The 21,070-nt window shown below is 27.9% G+C and carries 19 protein-coding genes; 15 read left to right on the forward strand and 4 right to left on the reverse strand.

The window, feature by feature from the left end:
• Nucleotides 1-110: 110 nt before the first annotated feature.
• The 4 genes from KQ44_RS03740 (at nucleotide 111) to KQ44_RS03755 (ending at nucleotide 4,111) form a co-directional block, all read left to right on the forward strand.
• Nucleotides 111-278, forward strand: a complete 168-nt coding sequence (locus KQ44_RS03740; protein ID WP_096736295.1) for a glycosyltransferase — start codon at nucleotides 111-113, stop codon at nucleotides 276-278.
• A 44-nt stretch (nucleotides 279-322) separates the two neighbouring features.
• Entirely contained in the window at nucleotides 323-886 is a 564-nt protein-coding gene (locus KQ44_RS03745) for a dolichyl-phosphate mannose synthase (protein ID WP_096736296.1), read from the forward strand.
• A gap of 287 nt (nucleotides 887-1,173) precedes the next feature.
• Entirely contained in the window at nucleotides 1,174-2,802 is a 1,629-nt protein-coding gene (locus KQ44_RS03750; protein ID WP_096736297.1) for a GldG family protein, read from the forward strand.
• Between the two features lie 31 nt (nucleotides 2,803-2,833).
• Nucleotides 2,834-4,111: an oligosaccharide flippase family protein gene (locus KQ44_RS03755; protein ID WP_096736298.1), complete on the forward strand. Its 1,278-nt coding sequence runs from the start codon at nucleotides 2,834-2,836 to the stop codon at nucleotides 4,109-4,111.
• A 297-nt stretch (nucleotides 4,112-4,408) separates the two neighbouring features.
• On the opposite strand, the gene KQ44_RS03760 is transcribed toward KQ44_RS03755, so the two are convergent.
• The 4 genes from KQ44_RS03760 to KQ44_RS03775 all read right to left on the reverse strand — a co-directional run bounded on the left by KQ44_RS03760 (nucleotide 4,409) and on the right by KQ44_RS03775 (nucleotide 7,602).
• Nucleotides 4,409-5,101 (reverse strand): ankyrin repeat domain-containing protein, encoded by a 693-nt coding sequence (locus KQ44_RS03760; RefSeq protein WP_096736299.1) that lies wholly within the window; start codon nucleotides 5,099-5,101, stop codon nucleotides 4,409-4,411.
• 150 nt (nucleotides 5,102-5,251) lie between these two features.
• The gene (locus KQ44_RS03765) at nucleotides 5,252-5,887 is read right to left on the reverse strand and encodes a Crp/Fnr family transcriptional regulator (RefSeq protein ID WP_013112639.1); all 636 of its coding nucleotides are present in this window, start codon (nucleotides 5,885-5,887) and stop codon (nucleotides 5,252-5,254) included.
• A 21-nt stretch (nucleotides 5,888-5,908) separates the two neighbouring features.
• Nucleotides 5,909-6,898, reverse strand: coding sequence for a tetratricopeptide repeat protein (locus tag KQ44_RS03770; protein ID WP_096736300.1), 990 nt, complete (start codon nucleotides 6,896-6,898; stop codon nucleotides 5,909-5,911).
• Nucleotides 6,899-7,014: 116 nt separating this feature from the next.
• Nucleotides 7,015-7,602: a pyridoxamine 5'-phosphate oxidase family protein gene (locus tag KQ44_RS03775; RefSeq protein WP_096736301.1), complete on the reverse strand. Its 588-nt coding sequence runs from the start codon at nucleotides 7,600-7,602 to the stop codon at nucleotides 7,015-7,017.
• A 144-nt stretch (nucleotides 7,603-7,746) separates the two neighbouring features.
• On the opposite strand from KQ44_RS03775, the gene nadE reads away from it, so the two are divergent.
• From nadE to KQ44_RS03830, 11 genes are all read left to right on the forward strand, one after another.
• Entirely contained in the window at nucleotides 7,747-9,639 is a 1,893-nt protein-coding gene (gene nadE / locus KQ44_RS03780; RefSeq protein WP_096736302.1) for an NAD(+) synthase, read from the forward strand.
• Nucleotides 9,640-9,899: 260 nt separating this feature from the next.
• Nucleotides 9,900-11,831, forward strand: coding sequence for a chemotaxis protein (locus tag KQ44_RS03785; RefSeq protein WP_096736303.1), 1,932 nt, complete (start codon nucleotides 9,900-9,902; stop codon nucleotides 11,829-11,831).
• A gap of 24 nt (nucleotides 11,832-11,855) precedes the next feature.
• Nucleotides 11,856-12,119: an anti-anti-sigma factor gene (locus tag KQ44_RS03790; RefSeq protein WP_096736304.1), complete on the forward strand. Its 264-nt coding sequence runs from the start codon at nucleotides 11,856-11,858 to the stop codon at nucleotides 12,117-12,119.
• Nucleotides 12,120-12,138: 19 nt separating this feature from the next.
• A complete protein-coding gene (locus tag KQ44_RS03795) occupies nucleotides 12,139-12,507 on the forward strand; it encodes a response regulator (RefSeq protein ID WP_013112633.1) in 369 nt (122 codons plus the stop codon).
• A gap of 60 nt (nucleotides 12,508-12,567) precedes the next feature.
• Entirely contained in the window at nucleotides 12,568-14,718 is a 2,151-nt protein-coding gene (locus KQ44_RS03800; RefSeq protein ID WP_096736305.1) for a chemotaxis protein CheA, read from the forward strand.
• 11 nt (nucleotides 14,719-14,729) lie between these two features.
• Nucleotides 14,730-15,260, forward strand: coding sequence for a chemotaxis protein CheW (locus KQ44_RS03805; protein ID WP_096736306.1), 531 nt, complete (start codon nucleotides 14,730-14,732; stop codon nucleotides 15,258-15,260).
• A 24-nt stretch (nucleotides 15,261-15,284) separates the two neighbouring features.
• Nucleotides 15,285-16,136 carry a protein-glutamate O-methyltransferase gene (locus KQ44_RS03810; RefSeq protein WP_096736307.1) on the forward strand — a complete coding sequence of 284 codons (852 nt, stop codon included), beginning with the start codon at nucleotides 15,285-15,287 and terminating at the stop codon, nucleotides 16,134-16,136.
• Between the two features lie 15 nt (nucleotides 16,137-16,151).
• Complete coding sequence (locus tag KQ44_RS03815) at nucleotides 16,152-16,745, forward strand: chemotaxis protein CheD (RefSeq protein ID WP_013112629.1); 594 nt, start codon at nucleotides 16,152-16,154, stop codon at nucleotides 16,743-16,745.
• 27 nt (nucleotides 16,746-16,772) lie between these two features.
• Complete coding sequence (locus KQ44_RS03820) at nucleotides 16,773-17,906, forward strand: chemotaxis response regulator protein-glutamate methylesterase (protein ID WP_096736308.1); 1,134 nt, start codon at nucleotides 16,773-16,775, stop codon at nucleotides 17,904-17,906.
• 5 nt (nucleotides 17,907-17,911) lie between these two features.
• Nucleotides 17,912-18,730 (forward strand): hypothetical protein, encoded by an 819-nt coding sequence (locus KQ44_RS03825; protein ID WP_096736309.1) that lies wholly within the window; start codon nucleotides 17,912-17,914, stop codon nucleotides 18,728-18,730.
• 131 nt (nucleotides 18,731-18,861) lie between these two features.
• A complete protein-coding gene (locus KQ44_RS03830) occupies nucleotides 18,862-20,949 on the forward strand; it encodes a glutamine synthetase III (RefSeq protein ID WP_096736310.1) in 2,088 nt (695 codons plus the stop codon).
• Nucleotides 20,950-21,070: the final 121 nt, after the last annotated feature.

Consider the following 21,070-nt stretch of genomic DNA (forward strand, 5'->3'; position numbering starts at 1 on the left):
TGGGGGGGGGTATACTCTTTTAATTTATAGCTATTATCTATATTTAGTAAAATTATTTAATGTTATTTTTAAATGTATTAAATATATTTTAGCAAAATAGAGGTATAAATATGAAAATTTTAATATTTATACCGATGTATAATTGTGAAAAACAAATACCTAGAGTAATATCACAATTTGATGATGAAACACAAAAACTGTTTACAGAAATATTAGTTGCAGATAATATAAGTAAAGATAATTCTCTATCAGTAGCTGAGGAAGCATTAAAAAAATAACAAATATAAAAACTACATTAATTCAAAACAAAGAGAATGTAAGTTTGGGAGGATCTCATAAAGTTGCCTTTAACTATGCTATAGAAAATAATTATGATTATATTATAGTTCTTCATGGTGATGATCAAGGCAGCATTAAAGATATAGTACCATATATAAAAGATAAATCAGCATTCAATTATGATGCTTTTTTAGGTGCTAGATTTATGAAAGGTTCAAAAACTCCCGGTTATGATAAAATAAGAATCATTGGAAATTATGCAGTCAATACTTTCATTAGCATATTTTTAAGAAAAAATATAAAAGATATGGGTTCTGGATTAAATATGATAAAAGTAGAAATATTAAAAAATAAATTCTATTTACCTTTTAGAAATGATTTAACTTTCAATGTATATTTATTATTTTATTTAATACATGCTAAAACTAATTTTTTATTTTTCCCTCTGACTTGGAGAGAAGATGATCAAATAAGCAATGCAAAAGTATTTAAACAAGGAATACACATTATAAAAATGACATTTAAATATGTTTTTAATGCTAAAAAACTTTTAACAGAAGAAAATGCTATAAATAATTTTGAATACAATATAATATATAAAAATTAAAGAAGTTTTTTCAAAAGTTATTTACATTAATTGTTTTATTTGTATTATGATTATATCTGGATTTTATACTTTTAAAATAAAATGTTTATTTTAAACCTAAAGAATTATGTTATAGTAGATTTTTTAAATCTGTAATGTAGAAAAAATATTTTTATATAAAAAATTATAGAATATCCGATAATCTCCTAGAACAAGTATAACTAAACATAATTATTGCAATTTATCATTAATTATATATAATACTTATTCAAATTAATTAAAAATTATAGAAAATGGATTATTATTAGATGTCAAATAAAAAGTTTAATTTAAGAATTTTAACGATAGCTTCATGGGTTTTATTATTTTTTGCTTGGATTTTCTTTTATGCAGTAACTCAAAGACCTACTACAGTTTTTTGGGTTGTACTTGCAGTATCTGCTGTTATAACAATTATTACATTAATAGTAGACAGAAAATATATAATGTCTTTCTTAAAGATGCGTTTCGTGCATAAAGCTTTTTTTGGAATATTATCTTTGGTTATAGTTTTAGCTATATTAGTAGGCCTCTATATTATAAGTATAAACTTCCCTATAAGATTTGATATGACTCAGAATAAATCATATACAGTATCTCAGCAAACTACTGATGTATTATCCAGAATAGATAGTCCGCTTTCTATAGTTGTACTTAGAGCTCCAAGTACAGACCCTACTTCACCAGATTGGAGGGCTGATTTATTACTTGAACAATATAAAAGAATTAATAAACATATATCTGTAGAATATATTAACCCTATAGAAAAACCTTCAGCTAAAAGTAAATATCAAATGACTCAGGTTGGAGAAATAGTATTTACTTATGGACAAAGCAAACAAGTAAGAATATACAGAAAAGATTTAACTACACAGTCAAAAGTTACTTCAGATCCTCTATTTGTAGGAGAAGAAAAATTTACTCAGGCAATATATACATTACTTGATAATGAATCATATGTTATATATTTTACTGTAGGACATGGAGAAAGACAAATACAGGATAGAGGCGGAGAAGGTTTATCTTATGTTAAAACTTATTTGGAAAATGAAAATTATAAAGTAAGAGAATTAAATATTATACTTGAAAATATACCTACAGATGCTGCTTTAATAGTTATAGCGGCACCAGTTGAAACATTCAGCGATTTTGAAATAGAAAAATTAAATAACTATGTAAAAACTGGCGGTAAATTACTTGTATTATATGACAGCTTTATGGACAGAAGCAGATTTAACAGTAATTTGGGAGGATTTTTATCAGATTGGGGATTTAAAACTAAAAATGACTATATAATAGATACTGCTTCAAGTGTTGTTATACCAGTTAATATAGTACCTCAATACACTTCGCACCCTATAACTCAGACACTAAAAGAAGGGAATGTATTTGCCTGCTTAGTTGTAGCAAGAAGTATATTAAGCGGAGAAAATAAATATAACGGCAGCTTTGAAAACATAATTACAACTACACCTCAAGGCTACGGAAAAGAAGAGGCTACATTTGATTTATCAAGGGCAAGATTCAATCCAAGAACAGATATACCAGGTCCTGTGCCTTTGGCTATAAGCGGTACTTATGAAATAGAAGGCAGAAAAGAACCTGCAAGAATAGTTGTATTTGGTGATGCAACATTTGCTTTGAATGCATATATTAATCCAGAGCAAGGTCAGTCTGTAGATATAGCTTTTGCTGGTAATAAAGATTTATTTATGAATAGTGTTGCTTATCTATTAGAAGCAAGACAAAAAATTACTATAAGACCTAAAGAAGCAAGCATAAAAAATCTTACTCTTACTACTACTCAAACTAACTTTATAAGATATGTTGCTCAAATAGGTTTGCCTTGTTTATTCGGTATACTTGGTATATTGATATGGTTCTTAAGAAGAAGATAATTAAGATAAGGTAAATTAAAGTTAATATAATATGAACATGATAAAAACGTTATACAAAAAATATTCATATTATATTAACTATGCATTATTAGTATTTATAAATGGTATTGCAAGTGTATTAAATTATATATCGTCAATTTATATTAATAGAAGTTTATCAATATCAGATTTTGCTCATTACAATGGTATAATAAATATATATTCTATAATAGTTTTAACAGTATCTAGTTTTAGTTATTATATAATGCATAATTACAAAGACGATGAGGATGCACGTACATATTGGGCTTACGGATATATTATTGCAATTATAATATACATTCTTTATATAGCATCAATACCTTTAATAGATATACTTTTTAATATAAAGAGTTATAGTTCTCTTCTTATAATGTCTGTTGGAATATTCGTTACTATTCTGGGAATAGTTTCACAGTCTATATTAAAAATCAATAATTATATAGCGTATGACTATACGGCAAGTCTTATAGCAATATTTATATCAAAAATACTTTTACTAGCCTATTTTATTGTAACAGGGCTTACTTTAGAAAGAGCCATTATTACTGTAACATTATTTTGTTTATTATATTTTATTATTAATATAATAGAATTAAAAAAACTTAATCTCCCCTACTTCATACCATTAAATAAAATAAAAATGTATTGCTCAAAACAAAACCTATATATATTTTTAAGTTATATAATTCACATTGTTATTGTAAACTTTATATTTAATTGGATATCTTTAAGCGATGTACTCATGGCAAACAGATATTTGGATAAAACAAGTGCAGGGTATTACTCTACTATATCATTAATAATAAAAATGTTTTTCTATATAGGCACCCCAATAGCTTCGGTAATGTTTTCGTATATACTAATAGCCAAAAAGGATAATAACAAAAATAAAGAAAGCAAAATACTTTATTATTCTATTCTTTTGTTGGTGTTTGCATCTCTTTGTTTATCGGCATTTTTAATAGTATTTGCAAAACAAGTTGTGCTTATACAGTTTACAAGCAGATACGAGGCTATTATACCATTAATACCTACAGCAGTTATTTTTGGTTTTTCTTTAGCTTTTACAGTGCTTACATTTAATTACGGGCTTGCTTATAGATTGTGGTATCCCTTCTATGGATATTTAATTATATTTGCCTATGTGTATTTTTCACTTAGAAACGGACTTAGAACTTTTGAAAATTTTACATTCATAATGAAAATATTTTTTATAGCCTTACTCATATACAATATCTTAATCATATTAATACATAGAATAATATTAAAAACTAAAATAAAAAAATAATAATTTTAAAATATTATAAAGCTAGTTATAGAAAAAGCGACCAATTTATATTTCGTCTTGCTTATAAATAATGGATAATATTAAAGGCGTAATACCATCTTCATTGAGATTATTAATTTATTTTTTTATATAAACTTCCTTAATTAGAATATTTTAAATAATAATATATAAGTATGCATTTTTTTACAATACAAAGTAAACAGACTCTTTTTCCTAACCGTCATAACTGACAGGATTTGATGGCATCTGTTTGCTTTGTATTGGTACTCTTCACAATTATAATAAAATTACTTTTTATTAATTAGCGCCTTTTTGAATGAGCAGCTGCTCTATTTTAGTATTATTTTTCTCTCTTGCATAATCCAATGCTGTTTTTCCGTCTTTATCTTTAGCATTGATATCGGCCCCAGATTCTATTAACAACTCAGATATTTCTGTATTATCACTAATAATAAACAACATTAAAGGTGTAGCATTTTCTAATTTTATATCTCCATTTTTACAAGATAATTTAAGATTAATATCAGCACCAGCATTTATTAATAATTTTGCTATTTCTTTATCTTGGTTAAGTATTAAAGGAGTAATATTTTTCATATACACCCCATTTTCATTTAATGAAGTTTTTATATTGACATCAGCTTTTTTTTCTATAAGGATTTTTGATATTTCTGTTCTATTATACATTATAGAATGTATTAGAGCGGTAAATCCAGACTTGTCTTTTACATTGATATTAGCACCTTTTTCTATGAGCATTTTAGATATTTCATCTTGTTTATAAATGATAGAAAACATTAATGGGGTTAGACCATCTTCTATTCTGGCACTTATATCAACTTTTTTGTCATTTATAAGCTCTAAAACCCCTTCACTATCACCAGATGCTATATACAATAATAATTGTGCTGCGTTTTCAGCTTTTCCTGAATATAAAGCATTAAAACTAAATAAAGTATACAATACTGTCATTAATACAATTTTTTTCATATAAACCTCTTTAATAAAAATATTTTACGTATGATACATTAATTATATTGTTTTGTCAATATGATTATTTGTAATTAACATAGCATTTTTAAGAAATAAAAAAACTGATAACTATAAGTCACCAGCTTTTTATAAATAAAGTTTATTAACTTATGATTTCTTTCTCTTTAAGTCAATTTGTCTTTGAATTTCCTTTAAGTTTTTAACGTAAATTGTATTAGTTCTTATATCAATTTTACCTGTTTTTACCAAAGAATTTAATACTTTTTGAACATCATTAACTTTAACACCGCACCAGTTAGCAATATCATTAATAGTTGCATTTAATTCCTGAGGTTCATAATAATGATCTCTAGGTATATTTTGAAGTTCTGCTAACAATAGAAGACAGTCATAAACTCTTAAATCAGTTTCATTTAATTGAAGTATTAAAAGTCTTCTTTTGGCATCAAATATTCTTTTTGCAAACATTTTTGAAAGTTTAAGAGCCATAGCAGTATTATTTGCTAGTATTGATTGGAAGTTTTCTTTTCTCAGTTCTAGTAAAACAGTAGGTTCATTTGCTATTGCTGAAGCACTTCTAGTAGTATCTTCTAATATAGCCATTTCTCCGAAAAAATCTCCTGGGTAAACTATGTCTAATAATTTTTCAACATCTTTAATAACCTTAGTAATTTTAACAGATCCGCTTTGAACCATATAAAATTTATCGCCTTTTTCATATTCTAAAAATATAACATCATCAGTATTGTATTTCTTTGTATGTGAAGATAAATTATTATCCATAATTAATTCCTTATTAAAAAATTATAATCTTGACACGCTTGCATTAGCTTCTTTAGAGAAATTATCCATAGGGGGCATAGAAATAACCTTTTGATAATATGCCTTAGCTTTGGTTTTATCACCTTTAGCTTCGCATGTTTTAGCTAAAAATAATATAGCCTCTTTAACATTTGAAGATTTAGGATATTTTTTTATTGCGGATAAAAGCACTGTAGAAGCATTATCATATTTATTTAAATTATAATAGCATTTACCCATATAAAACATAGAATTTTCAGCTACAGCAGCATTAGGACTTTTGAGCAAAGTATTAAATGTTTTTATAGAATTAACATAATCATTATTATTATATAATTCTACAGCTTTATTATAGGTAGGATCATTAATAGCCGTTTGTGTCTGAGCAGCAGGCTTTGATACTGAAGAAACCTCTGTATTTGGAGGAGCTATATCGCTATCATCTGTTATATCAAGCTCATCTTTACATTCTTCTATTTTTTCTTTTACTGTATTATAATATGTGGAGTCTTCATCAGCATATTGCAGGTATCTTTTATAGGCATAAAGTGCATTTTTATACTTTTTATTTTTGAAATAAAACTCCCCTATACTATACAACCCTTCCAAAGGATCAGGTGCTTCATCATTAATATCATTTTCTACAAGCTCCCTAACTCTTTTATTTATTCTTCTAAGCTGATTAGAAAAAACTTTGAGCATTTTTATAATAATAGGCTTATTTTTTGCTATTAAACTTTCAAACTCTTCATATGTAATTATGATAACAACACAATCAGTCAAACACTGAACAGTATCTTCCTGCGGATATGTTCCAAGTATACTTTTTACACCGAAAAACTCTCCTATATTGATAAGTTCTCTAGTTTCATACCCTGTTTCTTCTGACAAAAATATGCTTTGAGCCTGACCCTGTTTTAATATGTAAACTCTATCTGAAGTATCCCCAGTAAAATATACTATAGAACCTGCTTTATATACTCTTGTTTGCATTAGTTTGTCCTCAATTAATTTTTATTATAATGAAAAAAATTATTATAATATGAAAGAGATAGTTTTTTATTCGGTTTTATTCTATCACTTATAATACTTTTTTCAAGTTATTTTTTTCATTTTCTCATTTTATTTATCATCTCTATTGTATCTATATCTATTTTTTCAGCCCTTGTTTTTAGGTCTTTAATTATCATTTTTATTTCATCATCTGTCATATTCTGTCCAAATTTTGCCTTTGCGGTGATATTTTGTATTTTTATAACCCCTATTAACATATTATTTTGAGCATAGTTAAACATTTTATTATCTATTGATAAATTAGTATTATTTGGTTCATATTTTTTTACCAATTCATATAATATATTTCTTTTTTCCTCTATATCATTTATACTTTCAAATCTACCTTCAGCAAATATTGAAAAGAAAAATTGAGTAGGAATCATATTATTATTCATAAATGTTGATGGTATATAAGAATATAATTTTGAGGCAGTGAATGAAACTTCTGGACTGTTTTTTAAAATTTCGTATTTTCTTCCAGACATAGCACCATGAAAATATATTTGATTATTTTTGAAGCAAAAACTTACAGGAACAGCATAAGGTATAATATCAGGCAATGCCATAACGCCGAATTCTATATTGTTTAACATATTATCAATTTCTTTCATATCTTCAAATATAAAGTCCTTTCTTCTCATTATTACCACCTTAATGATTTTTAATACAAAATAATAGATTATTTTATTTATTTTAATATACGGTTTATTGTATTTTTTCTTTATTAATATTATTATATAATTCATATAATTTCATGTTATACCAAAAATATTGGAGTTTTTATTATGAAAATAGCAATATCTCAAATTGAAATAATACCTTCTATGCCATGTGATAATACAGTTAGAATTATAAGTGCTATAAGCAGTGCCAAAAAAAATAATGCTGATATTATAGTGTTTCCAGAGTTATGCATATCAGGATATATGCTTGGAGATATGTGGGAGAGTAAAGGATTTATAAATGAGTGTGAAGAGCTAGGAGAAGAAATTATAAAAGCCTCCAAGGGAATATATGTTATTTTTGGTAATGTAGCTTCCGATAAGAGTAAAAAGAATTTTGACGGAAGATTAAGAAAGTATAATGCTTTATTTGTAGCTAAAGACGGTAAATTAATACATAATAATATAAATAATTACCCTTTTATAATAAAATCATTACTTCCTAATTATAAAGAGTTTGAAGACCCAAGACATTTTTTTAGTTTGAAAGATTTGGCCTTTGAAAATAATGCTGATATAAAAGAATATTTAAAACCTTTAGAAATAGAATGTAATGGTGAAAAAATAAAACTAGGACTTACTATATGCGAAGATGCTTGGAGTAGCAACTATTCTTTCTCTCCTATGGATATTATAAACAGCAGTAAAGATGTTGATTTATTTATAAATATATCAAGTTCGCCTTATACATTAGTTAAAGATACAAAACGTCATAAAATGTACGGAGAAATTGCAAGTAAACATAATACTCCTCTTGTATATGTTAATAATGTAGGAATACAAAATAATGGAAAAACAGTTTATACATTTGACGGAGGAAGTGCTGTTTATGATGATAAAGGTAATTTATTATTAACAGCAAATAGGTATGAAGACAATGTATATTATATAGAAATGGATATTAAAAATAAATCGTACCCTAAACCTATAAAAATACAGGAAAATGATGAATATAAGTCTATATATGACACAGTAATTTACGGAATAAGAAAATTTACAAAATCTATTGGTGTCAATAAAATAGTTATAGGAGTATCTGGAGGAATTGATTCTGCTTTATCATCTGCTATGTATGTAAGTGCCTTAGGTAAGGATAATGTTTTTCTTGTTAATATGCCTAGTAAATTTAATTCAAATACCACAAAAGATTTAGCTAAAACTTTGGCGGATAATTTAGGCTGTTCATATATGGTTGTTCCTATACAGGAATCCGTTGATTATACTGTAAAACAATTAGAAAGCTCCCCTATTATAAAAGATGGAAATGAAAATTATTTAAAATTATCATCTTTTGTTATAGAAAATATACAGGCAAGAGACAGGTCATCAAGGGTACTTTCTGCTATTGCAGCTAGTATTGGAGGAGTATTTACCTGCAATGCTAATAAAACAGAAACTATGGTTGGGTATTCTACTATGTATGGTGATAGTGCAGGATTTTTTGCTTGTTTAGCTGATTTATGGAAGTATCAAATATATGGACTTGCAAAATATGTTAATGAAAAAGTTTTCGGCAAAGAGATTATACCAGAAGGAACTATAAATATTGTACCTAGTGCTGAATTATCAACTGCACAGGCTGTAGATGAAGGTAAAGGAGACCCTATAAAATATGATTATCATGATTATTTATTTAAGTTTTTGATGGAGTCATGGAACAGGGTTATATTAGAAGATGTTTTAGAATTATATATAAATGATAAATTGGAAGAGGTAATCGGCTGCCAAAAAGGTATTTTAAATAAATATTTTAAAACATCACATGATTTTGTAGATGATCTTGAGAAATGGTGGAAGCAGTTTATGGGAATGGGAGTTACAAAAAGAATACAGGCTCCTCCAATACTTGCTGTTAGCAGAAGAAGTTTTGGTTTTGGTAATAGAGAGTCCCAAAATAGAGTGTATTATACAGCAAGATATTTGTCTCTGAAGAATAAAGTTTTAAGTTTGGATTAAATATATTATTGGTATTTTATAAATTTTTATATTCAATTGTTTTTTATAATCCTAACAGTAAAATATAATAATTGTATATGTATAGTGTTTGAAAAAATATTAAGTAACAAACAATTATAATTATATAAAAAGTATTTAAATTTTACTGTAAAATTATTAGTATAGAAATATTTTACTTGCAAAAAGCTATAATAAATGTTATATTTATATAGTAATTTATTTAAACTATATAAAATTAAAATAATAGGAAATTATATACAGTGGGAATATCTACTATTATAGATAATAACATACGTCAGGATATCCTAGATTATTCTGCTATTCTTGAAACTACAGTTAAAGATATACATTCTTTCTTGGAAGAAGTGGGTAGAGTATATAGTTTTATCGGCGAAAAATTTCCTATGATAGAACAAGAAATGAAAAATGAAAATGAGAAGGCTAATAGTTTGCTTTCTTATTTTACTAATAAGGATAAAGGTCAGAAAAATTTCTCAAATGATTTGGAAGAAAATCAATATGACTTCTTTTTATCATTTGATAGAATGCAGAATTTTATATCTCAGGATAATGAACTTTCAGATTCTCTAGTTGAAGATGTAGGTAAAACCAGTAATATAATGGACTCTATAGAGCAAATAAGAATGCTAGCTGATCAAATTAAGGTATATTCATTAAACGCTATAATAATATCTTCTAAATATGGAGCAGGTGGTAAGGCCTTTGGAGAAATATCTAAAAACATCATAAAAATGTCAGAAACTTCAAATGAACAGGCTGACCAAATGAATAGAATCGGTAAAGAGTTGTTTGTAAGGTTTGAATCATTTAAAACTGAGATATTAAAAACTAACGAATTACAAAGACAGAATTTTACCATAATGCGTGAACAGCTTGATAAAGAGCATAATAATATGGTTAACTCTTTTGCTGTATTTTCTAATATAATATCAAATATTATTTCAAGAGTTGATAATACTTATGATTTTATCTTTGAAGTAATGATGGTGCTTCCAAGAGAGGATATTGTAAGGCAGCAGACAGAACACATAGTAGAATCAATAAATTCTATAGTCTATGAAAACAGAAACTTTATAGATTATTATGGTTCTCAAGTAGAAACTATGGCTGCTGAAGATTTAGAAAAAACAGAAAATCAAACTTTAGAGCATAAATTGTTGGATTTACTTACATTTGATGATGTTGTTTTAACTTTGATTATAGAAAACTTTAAATCAATTCATGAAGAAATAAGTTTGACAAACTCTGATATATATAAAAGTCTTAAAGGTTTAAAAGATGCTTTGCTTGATATAACATCAGATAGAACAACAATAGTTGAATATATGATAGGCGGAGAAACAGGAAAATCAGAATTTCCATTTACGGTTTCAGAATCACTATTTAATGAATACATGGGATTTATAAAACTTTATTTAGAAAACTTTAAATTGTTTTTAACTAATAAATACAGAATATCTGATAGTAATATAGCTATTATTGATTCTATAGAAGAATTGGAAAGTATGTTCTTAGAAACTAAAAATATAGCGAAGACTTTCAATTCAATTAACTTTTTGGCTAAAATAGAGTTGGAGAAAAATAGCGATATATTTAATAATTCTCAAACATTTTCTATAGAAAGTGTTGAATCTATAGCGACTAATATAACCGATACAGTAGATGCATGTTTGGAGCAATTCCATAATATTAAGGCGGCAATATTTAGCTCTATTAACAAATTTAAGTCAAATATTAATCAGCAGTCTACTGAACATACATTTATAGAATCTATGACAGAGAGTGTAAGTAAACGTTTAGATGAGTCTAAGTATATTATTAATAATAACATAAAAAGACTTGATAGTTATGCTGATGAATTATTTGGGCTTATAGATAAAACTTTAATAGATTTAAGTTCTTTGAGTACTTTGCTTACAAAGATTAATGAAATAATAGAAATTTTTAATAGCATGAGAAATGTTATAAGAAATAAGAAAAATGAATATTATAAATTATTGGGTATAGAAAACTGGAAAATAGAAAGTGATAAATATTTGGATATAGTAAACTCATATACAATTAAGAAAGAAAGAGCTATAGCAAACAGCATTTTATCTGGAGAAGAGGCTCCAAATGTCGATATAAATATAGATGTAGGTGCTGATAGCGGTGATTTTACTATGTTTTAATAAAAGTAATGGAGGTATTTTTTTATGGCAGTTATAGAAATAAATGACAATCTTAATATAAGGACTATGAGCAAATATTTTAAGAATGTCATTAAAAGTGCAAATTACAACGAAGATATTACTGTAAAGTTTAATTGTGAAGGTCCTGCCCATGTTGATTTAGCAGGTCTGCAAATATTGTATGCTATGAAAAAAGAGCTTGCGAAAAATCAAAAAAACCTTATAGTAGAAGGCATGGATAATTTATTTGTAGAGTATTTAAATATAATTAACGATAAAAATAATTAATGATATAAGAGGTTAAAGTATGGCTAAAACAATACTAATTGTAGACGATTCAAATACAGCTAGAGCATCTGTTGAATATACCTTGAAAAAGGGCAGTTATACTGTAGTGTCTGCAGATGATGGTACTACAGGCTTAGAGGTTCTAGGTAAAACTCCAAATGTTGATATGATAATAACTGACCTTAACATGCCTAAAATGGACGGTATAGAGTTTATTAAGCATGTAAGACAGGTAGATCAACATAAATATACCCCTATTCTTATGCTTACAACAGAATCTCAAGATGAGAAAAAAATGGAGGGGAAGGCTGCAGGAGCTAGCGGTTGGCTAGTAAAGCCATTTAACCCAACTCAACTTTTGGACGTTGTTAAACGTTTTTTAAACTAATTTTCCAACCATCTTATTGTAATATAATAAGGATTTTTATTAAAGATAGAGGTGTAATACATGTTTGATAGTGATGAATTTATTTCCATATTCTTAAGTGAAGCTAAAGAAATTGTAGAAGGTTTAGAAAATGATTTAGTTTTATTAGAGGATAATAAAAGTGATGAGGATCTTTTGAATAAAATATTCAGAAGTGCCCATACTCTAAAATCTTCAGCAGGTACTGTTGGTTTCACAACTATGAGTGAATTAAACCATGTTGCTGAAAATTTATTAGAGAAAGTAAGAAGCGGTAAATTGGATGTAACACCGCAAATGATAACAGTACTTCTTGAATTCTTAGATACTGTAAAACTTATGCTGCAAAATATTGTAGACGGCAAAAGTGAAACAGATGGTGTTACTAATATAGATTCATTAAAAGCTAAAATTAAGGCTATAGCTGATGGAAATGATCCAGCCGCAGTGACTCCTGCACCAAAACCAGCTGAATCTCCTAAGGCTGAAGAAAAATCAGCTGAATCTCCTAAAGCTGAAGAAAAGTCAGCAGAATCATCAGCAGGAAGCGGCGGTTCTAATTCTTTCCATATTGATATGGGATTTAAGGCTACTATTTTTGACAATGGTATAGACCCTCTTATGTTTTTAAATGACCTCAGAGCTATAGGTACTATCAATAATCTAAAAATAGAATGTAATAATTTACCTACTATTTTAAATCTTGAAGATCCTTATGTTTGTTATACCCAGTTTTCTTTAGATTTTGATACTAATGCTCCAGATGAACAAGTTCAAAATATTTTCCTATTTGTAATTGATGATAATGATATTAATATTGTAAATACAAAAGCAGATATTAAAGATGATGAATCTAAACCAGCAGAAACTGCTCCTGATAAGGCTGAAGAGGCACCTAAATCAGAAGAAGTTTCTAAATCTGAAGAAGCTCCTAAAGCTGAAGCCAAACCTGCAGAAACTGCTAATAATCAACCAGCAGCAGTTCATAAAGCTGCAAAAGTTCAAGCTCCTTCAACAGTTAGAGTTGATACAAGAAAACTTGACAGCTTGATGAACCTTATAGGAGAGCTTGTTATAGCTCAGTCAAGAATAATGCAGCTTACTCAAAGTTTGGATATAGATAATGGATTAAAAGAAGCTGTTAGCTCAATGGATAGAACTTCAAGACAAATACAAGAAGAAGTTATGAATATTAGGATGATGCCTATAGGTCCTATATTTAATCAGTTCCATAGATATGTTAGAGACTTAAACTTAGAATTACATAAAGAAGTAAAACTAGTATTGAAGGGTGAAAGTACTGAAATAGATAAAAATATGCTTGAACAGCTATCAGACCCTCTTAAACATATGATTAGAAATTCTATGGACCATGGTATAGAAAAAACAAAAGAAGAGAGAATAGCAAGAGGTAAGCCTGAATATGGTACTATAACAATGTCTGCTGCTCACCAAGAAGGACATGTTGTTATAGAAGTAGCTGATGACGGAAATGGATTAAATAAAGAAAAAATATTTAAAAAAGCTGTAGAAAAAGGTCTTCTCTCTAAAGACGGAAAATATTCTGATATAGAAATATTTAGAACTATATTTGCTCCAGGTGTTTCAACTGCTGACAAAATTACTGACATATCAGGAAGAGGTGTTGGTATGGACGTTGTTAGAGCTAATGTTGAAAAGATGAAAGGTAAAATAGAAATAAAATCTACAGAAGGAAAAGGCAGTACTTTTATAGTAAAACTTCCTTTAACATTGGCCATTATTGAGGGTATAACATTTGCTTTAGGTAAACAAATATACATCATGCCTCTTATCTCTATTATAGAACAAATAAAAGTAAAAAATGAACAGGTAAAACCTTTTGAAGGTAAAGGTGAAATGATAAAAATAAGAGAAGAATACTTGCCTTTAATAAGACTTCATAAAGTATTTGAAATAGATACTCAGGTTGAAAATATAGAGGATGGTATAGTTGTTGTTGTAGAAGCAGGATATAGAAGATGTGCTATATTTGTTGATGAACTTTTGGATCAGCAGCAGGTAGTTATTAAATCTCTTGATTCTGCATTTGATAAACATGCAGGTATAGCTGGAGGTACTATTCTTGGAGACGGTAAAATAGCTCTTATTATAGATATACAGGGCTTAGTTAATATGTCTTTACAAGGCAAAATAAATAACGGTGTAAAATAAAGGATTGTAATATGTTAGATAATCAAAAAATAAATGCTGCTAATATACCTCAGGTTGGAGGTACAGCTTTGGATCATGAGGAAAATCTTTCTACTGAACCAAGTCAGCAATTCTTAGTATTTAAAATAGACAATGAAGAATATGCTCTTGATGTTTTAAGCATTGATGGTATTGTTGGTGTTACTAATATTACTCCTGTACCTGGTAGCCCTAAATATATGAGAGGTTTAATGAACTTAAGAGGTAATATCCTTCATATTGTTGATATAAGAATAAGGTTTGGTTTAGCAAGAAGAGATGATCATTCTATTGAGGACGATGTTATAATTGTAATATATACAACTAATAGAAAATTTGGAATATTAGCAGATATGGTAAGTGATGTTATAACTGTTTATGAAAGCCAAATGACAGAAACTCCTATTGATAATATGAGAGGGCTTCAAATTTCTAATGTCATTAGATTAGAGAATAAGATTATTATGGTTCTTCCAATAGATGAAATTATTAAATCTAATGATGGAGAGAACAAAACGGTATAAATTACTCATTGAGGTGTATATAATATGGATGATATGAATGCTAATATGCCCGCTTTAACTGATGCTGAGTTTAATGAATTAGTTAAAATTATTTATGATAAAACTCGTATACAAATGACTAATCATAAAAGGGCTTTAGTTACTTCTAGGTTAAGTAAAAGACTTAGAGCTTTACATATGGATTCTTTTAGAGAATACATAGATTTCGTAAAAAATGCAAAAGATGAAGAATTGACAAATTTTGTTAATGCAGTTACTACTAATAAAACAGATTTCTTTAGAGAAAATAAACATTTTGAATATATGAAAACTAATTTCCTTCCAGAGTGGGAAAAAAATTTTAAGGAAGGAAAAGTTAAAAACCTTAGAATATGGTCGGCTGCTTGTTCAACTGGAGAAGAGCCCTACACTATACAAATGACACTACATGAATATTTTGGCTCCAATTATGACAGATATGATATAAAAGTATTGGCAAGTGATATAGATACTAATGTGTTAGCCCATGGGCGTGCAGGTATTTATAAAGAAGAATCTGTTGAACCAATACAGCCTAATATTTTGAGAAAGTATTTTTTGAGAGGTACTGGTGATAAAGATGGGCTTTATAAAGTGAAGGATATCTTAAAGAAAAATTTATTTTTTAGACAGTTAAATTTTAAAGATGAAGATTTTGATATACATACTCAGTTCGATTTGATTTTTTGCAGAAATGTTATTATTTATTTTGATAAAGAATTTCAAAAGGAATTATTTAATAAATTCCATAGATATTTAAAAGAAGATGGTTTGGTATTTATAGGACACTCTGAAACACTTTTTGGTGTATCTGATAAATTTAAATATGTGTCTAGTAATATTTATAAAAAGATTTAAGTAGGGGTATTAATAATGATTGATTTTCCAGCAGCGGCTAATAGTAATTTTAAAAGAATAACCATATATATAGGTGGATATTATGCTTCAAAAGAACCCGCTGTTATTAAAACAGTTTTAGGTAGTTGTATATCTGTTTGTCTCTTTGAAAATAAATTGAAATTCGGAGGCATGAATCACTTTATGCTTCCAGAAATGAGAGAATGGGAAAACCCAGCAGAAGATTATAACAATACTAGATATGGCGTTTTCGCTATGGAGGTTCTGATAAATGAGATTATTAAATTAGGCGGTAAGAAAGAAAACCTTACAGCTAAAATATTTGGAGGAGGACATGTTTTATCTGGTATGACCAGCAATATCCTCCAAGTTCCTGACAAAAATATACAATTTGCTAAAAAGTTTTTGGCTGATGAAAAAATACCTATAGTTAGTGAAGATGTAGGAGGTTCTTGGCCTAGAAAAGTATTCTTCTTCAATACAGAAAATAGGGTACTTATGAAAAAACTAGAAGGTAAAACTAAAGAGTTCTCAGCAGAACAAGAAATTAAATACTCTAAAAACTTACAGCATAAACTTGAAGAAAAATCGGACATCACATTGTTTTAATATATTAATAATTATTAAGGATTTTTTATGGCTACAAAAATTAAAGTATTAGCTATTGATGATAGCGCATTAATTAGGCAATTACTAACAAAAATTGTTAACTCAGATCCTGCTTTGGAAATGGTAGGTACTGCTGCAAATCCAATTCTAGCTGAAAGTAAGGTCAAAAATCTTAAACCAGATATTATTACTTTAGATATAGAAATGCCAGAAATGGACGGTATCACTTATCTTAAAAAACTTATGCTTAATAACCCTATCCCTGTAATAATGTTTAGTTCTTTGTTAGATAAACATAGAGAATTAGCTTTAGATGCATTAAATATAGGTGCTTTTGATTATGTTATAAAACCATCTGCTAATGTTAGAGATGGTGTTGAAGAATTAGCTACTGATTTAGTTGAAAAAATAAAAAATGCTTATGCAAACAGAGCAAAATTCTACAGAAAACATGGTGTTGCTATGCCTACTGAAACAGCTTCACCAGCAGAAAGAACATCTATTAGTTTGGAAGCTCCTAAAACTGCAGGATTTAAAGTTTATCAAAAAAATACTGCTGATATTATACTTCCCCTTACTCCTTCAAGAGAAACTCCTATGGATAAAATTATACTTATAGGTTCTTCTACAGGCGGTACCGAAGCTTTAATAGAATGTCTTAAAAATGTTACTCCTTCAGCTCCTCCTATAGTTATCACTCAGCACATGCCTGAACATTTTACTACTTCATTTGCTAAAAGATTAAATAGTATATTAAAAATTGATGTAGCTGAATCTGAAGATGGTATGAGTATAGGAAGAGGTCAGGCTGTTTTAGCACGCGGTGGTAAGCATACTATGATTAAAGTAAAAGGCGGTAAATATTTTATAGAAGTTAGAGATGGAGAGCCTGTTACTAGACATAAACCTTCTGTAGATGTACTTTTTAGAAGCGGTGCTGTTTATGCAAAAAATAAAGCTATTGGTATAATACTTACTGGTATGGGTGATGACGGTGCTAATGGTATGAAAGAAATGAAGGATGCAGGAGCATACAATATCGCACAAAATGAAGAAACTTGTACTGTATTTGGTATGCCTAGAGAAGCCATAGCAAGAGGCGGAGTAGATGAAGTTTTACCTTTAGATAAAATACTTGCTGCTGCTTTGAAAAGAGTATAACTTTAATGAAACAAAATATAGATTTATATGAATATATAAACAAATGGGTAGGTAATTCAACTATCTACCCATATTATAAAATAGATTTTAAATTAGATTTAATATCAAAATTAATATCTCCGTACAAATCATTTAATAATATATCCATTTTAGCTTCTGGTGCAAAAAGAAACCGTACAGATGTGAATTATATGGAATATCTTAGTGTATATCTGATATTAAATGAAACAGAAGGTGCTACAGATACTAGAAAATTCAAACTTTCAATATTTGATTTAATTAGAAAAAATGATTTATATAAAAATAAAATTAATGAAATATCATACTATTTAATATTAGAACATGAAAATGAAAAAATAATGCTCCTACCCTCTTTTAAAAATGTAGATGAAAATAATATTGAAGGAGCTATGATTACTGATTCCAATGGTAAAAATGATATATTCTATCCTAAACTCGATAATAAAAATTTTGATAAAAAAGAACAGGAATGCGGAACTAATTTTATTAATTTGATAAAGATATTTAAATACATATTTTTGACTTTTTCTAGTGAAATTAAATCTATGAATGAGTTATCTCCAAACATCATAGAAGCTCTTATATGGAATCTTCCAAATGAGTATTTTAAATTTAATGATTATGATGAGGCTATATTAAAAGCTATAGATTATATTTATGAAAAAATATCCAGTGATGATTATATGTCACTTTCTGAGATTAATGATATTAAAGTTTTGTTTTCTATTAAAAATAATTTGCACAGAAAAGAAATTCTTAAGGCTTTGTATAAAATAAAACAAATTATACATGAAAGCATGTAAAAAATGATTTTTTCCTTATTTTTCTTTAATAACTACTAATAGTAATATTGAATTAATTTTTACTAATGATATAATAATTAACTTATATTATAATTTTTTATTTTATAATAAAATTTTCTAGGAGAAATGGAATGAAAAAGATACCAGAAATTTTTGGCAGTATGGTTTTTAATGATAATGTCATGAAAGATAAACTACCTAAAGACATTTATAAAAAACTTATAAAAACTATAAAAAACGGAGAACGTTTAAACTTAGAAGTTGCCAATGTTGTAGCTCATGCTATGAAAGAATGGGCTATAGAAAAAGGTGCTACACATTTTACACATTGGTTTCAGCCTATGACTGGTGTAACAGCAGAAAAACATACTAGCTTCATAGCTCAAACAGATGATGGTGCCACACGTATGGAGTTTACTGGTAAAGAATTAGTTCAAAGCGAACCAGATGCTTCTAGTTTTCCTTCAGGCGGTTTAAGAGCTACATTTGAAGCTAGAGGATATACTGCTTGGGATCCTACTTCTTATGCTTTTATTAAAGATGACACTTTATGTATACCTAGTGCTTTTTGTTCATACAGTGGTGAATCTTTAGATAAAAAAACTCCTCTACTTCGTTCAATGCAGGTTATAGAAAAAGAAGCAAAAAGAATATTAAAACTTTTTGGTTACAATAACATTAATAGAGTATTTACAACTGTTGGTGCTGAACAGGAATATTTTTTAATAGACAGAGAATTATACTTACAAAGACCTGATTTGAGATACTGTAAAAGGACATTATTTGGTGCTTGCCCTCCTAAAGGTCAGGAATTAGAAGATCATTATTTTGGTGCCATTAAGCCTAGAGTATTAGAGTTTATGAAAGAACTTGATATTGAACTTTGGAAACTTGGTATAGTTGCTAAAACAGAACATAATGAGGTAGCACCAGGTCAGTATGAATTAGCACCAGAGTTTACTATTACAAATATGGCAACTGATCAAAACCAAATTACAATGGAGCTTATGAAGGTAATAGCCGAAAAGCATAATTTGGCATGCATACTTCATGAAAAACCTTTTGCTGGTGTTAATGGAAGTGGCAAACACAATAACTGGTCTATAGCAACAGATACAGGTATGAATCTATTAGATCCTACAGATAATCCTGCAAAAAATAAACAGTTTTTATTATTTTTAGTAGCTATTATAAAAGCTGTTGATGAATATCAGGACTTACTTAGAGTTACAACTGCAAGTGCAAGTAATGATCATAGACTTGGTGCTTCTGAGGCTCCTCCTGCCATTATATCAATGTTTCTTGGCGATGAATTAACTGAAATACTTGAGTCTATGGAACATTCTAAAGACTATGAAGGAAAAGCAAAAGTTGAAATGGAAATGGGAGTTAATTCTTTGGCAAGACTTACTAAAGATTCTACTGACAGAAACAGAACATCTCCTTTAGCATTTACTGGAAACAAATTTGAGTTTAGAATGGTAGGTTCAAGTCTTTCAGTATCAGGACCTAATATCATATTAAACACTATAGTTGCTGAGGCTTTATCACAGTTTGCTGATATATTAGAAAAATCTTCAAATTTTGAAAAAGATGTAGATGAACTTATAAGAGATACTATAAAAAAACATAAAAGAATAATCTATAATGGAAACAACTATTCAGATGAATGGGTAAAAGAAGCTGAAAAGAGAGGATTATTTAATCTAAAAACTACTCCAGAAGCATTGCCTCATTTTATATCTCAAAAGAATATAGATGTATTAACAAAACATAAAGTACTTACAGAAGCTGAAATACGTTCAAGATATGAAATAGGAATGGAAGAGTATGTAAAAGAAATTAATATTGAAGCTCTTACATTAACAGATATGGTTTATAAGCATATACTTCCTTCTTCTATAGAATACACTGGAGAACTTGCTAATATAGCTGATAAGAAAAATAATTTAAAAGTAAACTTTGATGTTGAAAGTGATTTAATTAATAAACTTAATAAACTTATTTCAGATTTATACAGTAAATTGGCAAAATTAGAAGAATATATTGCTGAAGGTAAAAAGATTACGGATGTATCAAAAGCTGCTAATTTTTCAAGAGATAAAATATTTGCATGTTTAGAAGACATGAGAGTTACAATAGATGAATTAGAAAGAACAGTTTCTAAAAAATATTGGAAACTTCCAACTTACGGAGATATGCTTTATAGTTTATCATAAACTGTAAGTATAAATAATAAAATCAGGTATAATTATTAAATATATTTATACCTGATTTTTTATATTTATAATGTAAATTATTTTTTATTCACTTTGCATTACAGATAGAGCATTATTCAAA

Origin of the sequence: Brachyspira sp. G79 (genome assembly GCF_002379365.1) — a bacterium.
Lineage (GTDB): Bacteria > Spirochaetota > Brachyspiria > Brachyspirales > Brachyspiraceae > Brachyspira.

What these genes read in the sequence shown, in the direction of transcription:
- KQ44_RS03765 (WP_013112639.1), bottom strand. Translation starts at nt 5,887, where the DNA reads ATGGATAATAATTTATCTTCACATACAAAGAAATACAATACTGATGAT.
- KQ44_RS03770 (WP_096736300.1), bottom strand. Translation starts at nt 6,898, where the DNA reads ATGCAAACAAGAGTATATAAAGCAGGTTCTATAGTATATTTTACTGGG.
- KQ44_RS03755 (WP_096736298.1), top strand. Translation starts at nt 2,834, where the DNA reads ATGAACATGATAAAAACGTTATACAAAAAATATTCATATTATATTAAC.
- nadE (WP_096736302.1), top strand. Translation starts at nt 7,747, where the DNA reads ATGAAAATAGCAATATCTCAAATTGAAATAATACCTTCTATGCCATGT.
- KQ44_RS03815 (WP_013112629.1), top strand. Translation starts at nt 16,152, where the DNA reads ATGATTGATTTTCCAGCAGCGGCTAATAGTAATTTTAAAAGAATAACC.
- KQ44_RS03740 (WP_096736295.1), top strand. Translation starts at nt 111, where the DNA reads ATGAAAATTTTAATATTTATACCGATGTATAATTGTGAAAAACAAATA.
- KQ44_RS03820 (WP_096736308.1), top strand. Translation starts at nt 16,773, where the DNA reads ATGGCTACAAAAATTAAAGTATTAGCTATTGATGATAGCGCATTAATT.
- KQ44_RS03760 (WP_096736299.1), bottom strand. Translation starts at nt 5,101, where the DNA reads ATGAAAAAAATTGTATTAATGACAGTATTGTATACTTTATTTAGTTTT.
- KQ44_RS03795 (WP_013112633.1), top strand. Translation starts at nt 12,139, where the DNA reads ATGGCTAAAACAATACTAATTGTAGACGATTCAAATACAGCTAGAGCA.
- KQ44_RS03805 (WP_096736306.1), top strand. Translation starts at nt 14,730, where the DNA reads ATGTTAGATAATCAAAAAATAAATGCTGCTAATATACCTCAGGTTGGA.
- KQ44_RS03825 (WP_096736309.1), top strand. Translation starts at nt 17,912, where the DNA reads ATGAAACAAAATATAGATTTATATGAATATATAAACAAATGGGTAGGT.
- KQ44_RS03810 (WP_096736307.1), top strand. Translation starts at nt 15,285, where the DNA reads ATGGATGATATGAATGCTAATATGCCCGCTTTAACTGATGCTGAGTTT.
- KQ44_RS03800 (WP_096736305.1), top strand. Translation starts at nt 12,568, where the DNA reads ATGTTTGATAGTGATGAATTTATTTCCATATTCTTAAGTGAAGCTAAA.
- KQ44_RS03750 (WP_096736297.1), top strand. Translation starts at nt 1,174, where the DNA reads ATGTCAAATAAAAAGTTTAATTTAAGAATTTTAACGATAGCTTCATGG.
- KQ44_RS03830 (WP_096736310.1), top strand. Translation starts at nt 18,862, where the DNA reads ATGAAAAAGATACCAGAAATTTTTGGCAGTATGGTTTTTAATGATAAT.
- KQ44_RS03790 (WP_096736304.1), top strand. Translation starts at nt 11,856, where the DNA reads ATGGCAGTTATAGAAATAAATGACAATCTTAATATAAGGACTATGAGC.
- KQ44_RS03775 (WP_096736301.1), bottom strand. Translation starts at nt 7,602, where the DNA reads ATGAGAAGAAAGGACTTTATATTTGAAGATATGAAAGAAATTGATAAT.